Consider the following 2,827-nt stretch of genomic DNA (forward strand, 5'->3'; position numbering starts at 1 on the left):
GCGCCCCGGAGCCGCGCTGATGACGGTGGTGGCGCGGGCCACGCAGCTCGGACGCCTCGAGCGCGCCGTCGGCATTGGCATCGGCGGCGCGGAACATCGCCACCGCGATCGGCTGCACCTCCTGCATCGTCACGCGCCCGTCGCGGTTGGCGTCGGCGGCCCGGAAGATGGCATCCATGCGGCCTTCCATGGCGTTGCGGACGCGCTCCGGCATGGGGCGGCGCTCGCCACCCGGCGCATGGGCGGCGCGGCGCGCCTGCAGGTAGTCGCGCACTTCGTTGCGTTCCAGCGCAGCATCGTTGTTGGCATCCGCCTCGGCGAAGCGGGCGGAGAGGAAGTTCAGCCCCTCCGTTTCGCTGACGCGGCCATCGCGGTCGGCATCGGCCTGCTGCAGCATCCGGGCCGGGCCACCGTGGCGCGGACCGCCTTGGCCCGGCTGCTGCGCCAGGGCCGGAAGGGCGGCGGCGGCCAGCGCGGCGCCGAACAGGCCCATGGCAAGCTTGGAAGTCATCGTGGCTCTCCCCTCGGGATGGGCGGCGAACAGCGCCGCATGAGGAGAGAGATGGGAGGGGAATGTTACGGGCGCATTGCGCCCTCCCCCTACGCCCGTGATGAAGTGTGACGGAAGCCGGCGCTCAGCGCGCCGGCCGGGCCGGGTTGCGCCGCGCCGGCCTGCGCTCGGGCGTGGCGCGCACGCGGCTGCCGCCATCGCCCTGCTCGATCACCGTGGCCGTGGCGCGGCGGGCCACCGAAAGCCGCCCGGCGCTGCGGGCCGGCGCGGACTGGCGCGCCACCCGCGCCGCCGCCTTCTGCGTCGGCGCAGGCGTGGCACGCCGCGCCACGGCCGCCGTGGCGGCGCGTGCCGGCACCGCACGGGCCGGGGCCACGCGGCTGGGCACGGCCCTGCCGGCGACGCCCCGGCCGGGCATGGCGCGGGCCTGGGCCGTCCCGCGCACCCGGCGCAGCGCCGTGGCCGCCGCCGTGCCGCCCACCGCGGCCATGGCCAGGGAGGCCGCCGGCGCGGATTGCGAGGCCATCGCGCCGTAGCCGCCGCCCACCCCCATCTGCGCGAAGCCGCGCTCCAGCAGCGCCGCCGCGTGACGGTCGCGCTCCACCCAGGAGCTGCCGCCGAACACCGCGACGATCAGCCGCACATTGTCGCGCCGCGCGCTGCTGACGATGTTGAAGCCGCTGGCGTTGATGTAGCCGGTCTTGATGCCGTCCACGCCCTCATACTCGTCGAGCATGCGGTTGTGGTTGCGCAGGGCGATGGTGCCCATGCGGTGCACGCGGGTGCCGAAGTAATGGTAGCGCTCGGGGAAGTCCCGCTGCAGGCGGCGGCCAAGGGTGGCCATGTCGTGCGCGGTGGTGATCTGCTCCACATCCGGCAGGCCGGAGGCGTTGCGGAAGGTGGTGGAGGTCATGCCGATGGCGCGGGCGCGCAGCGTCATCATCTGCGCGAAGCGCGCCTCGCTGCCGCCGCCCAGCGTCTCGCCCAGCAGCGAGGCGACATCGTTGGCGGATTTGGTGACGAGAGCGTAGATGGCGTTCTCCACCGTCAGGCTGCGCCCGGGCGGCAGGCCGAGCTTGGAGGGCGGCCGGCTGGCGGCGGTCTCCGTCATGTAGAGCCGCTGGTCGAGCTGCAGCTCGCCGGAGCGCAGCGCCTCGAAGACCATGTAGAGCGTCATCATCTTGGTCAGCGAGGCCGGATGGCGCGGTGCGTCGGCATTGGCGCCGAACAGGACCTGGCCGGTGCCCGGCTCGATCACCACCGCCGCATAGCGGGCACTGCCGATCTGTGCCTGCGCCGCCCCCGGAAGGGTGGCGGCAAAAAAAGCCGATGCGGCCAGCAAGCCGAGCCGGCGCATCGCGCGGACAAGTGACATGTCCATCCCCCGAAATGGCCTCACCCCCCAGTGAGGTGCCACATACTAGGCGGGGGCTCGCGGCGCTGTCATCGAGAACTCATGAGGAACATGCCCTTTCAACAAGGGCTTAACCCCTTTCGTTTATGCGCTGTCCCATGAACGGAACGGCGCCTTCCCGAGCCTTCCCCGAGAGTGTTTCACGCTGGTTGCTGCACCGCAAAAATTTTACTGGACTCCCCTGAAATTCGTTGCCATACCGCCCAAATGCTGCGGTGCAACAAAACCCGGCTGCCGACCTGGACCTCGTTTCGGGCGGGTCTTGAGGCCTACCGGAACCAGCGTTCCCTTCCCCTGCGGAGGAAGCGCGCGAGACCGAGGAGGAACATTGAATGGCCAATGAGCCCAAGGTGACGAAGCTGAACACGAAGCCGTCGTCACCCAAGGACAAGGCGATCGAAGCGGTGGTGGAGAATGTTTCCGCCATCGCCGAGACGGCGGCGGATGCGGCTCCGGCGCCGGCGAGCGAGCCGGCGCAGGCGCTGGCGAGCGTGACCAAGGACAGCGCGGCACAGACCCGCACGGCGATGGAGAAGACGATGGACCAGACGACCCGTTCGACCGAAGGCCTCTACAAGGCCACCGAGGATGCCATGGAGTTCGGCCGTGGCAACATGGAGGCCTTCAGCAAGGCCACCCAGGCCTATGTCAGCGGCCTGCAGGACCTGAGCAAGCAGGCCTTCGCGGTGATGCAGGCGATGAACGAGCACGCCATGCAGAACGCCAAGGCCGTGGCCTCCGCCAAGAGCCTGAAGGAGGCCGCCGAGCTGCAGACCACCTTCGCCAAGGCGCAGCTGGAGAAGTCCATGTCCGAGGCGACCCGCCTGAACGAGGCCGCCTTCAAGCTGGCCGAGCAGGCCTCCGCCCCGATCGCCGCGCGCATGACGCTGGCGATGGAGCGG

At 70.7% G+C, this 2,827-nt stretch carries 3 protein-coding genes; 1 reads left to right on the forward strand and 2 read right to left on the reverse strand.

Going from position 1 to position 2,827, the window contains the following annotated elements; genetic code table 11:
* Window positions 1-511: EF-hand domain-containing protein (locus ACZJYS_RS23850; protein ID WP_493180577.1), on the reverse strand; the 511-nt coding region annotated here is incomplete at its 3' end.
* Window positions 512-635: 124 nt separating this feature from the next.
* The gene (locus tag ACZJYS_RS23855; protein ID WP_493180578.1) at window positions 636-1,886 is read right to left on the reverse strand and encodes a D-alanyl-D-alanine carboxypeptidase family protein; all 1,251 of its coding nucleotides are present in this window, start codon (window positions 1,884-1,886) and stop codon (window positions 636-638) included.
* Window positions 1,887-2,257: 371 nt separating this feature from the next.
* Between ACZJYS_RS23855 and ACZJYS_RS23860 the strand changes: the two genes are divergently transcribed.
* Window positions 2,258-2,827: phasin family protein (locus tag ACZJYS_RS23860; protein WP_493180579.1), on the forward strand; the 570-nt coding region annotated here is incomplete at its 3' end.

Source organism: Roseomonas sp. TS2, from assembly GCF_058833935.1.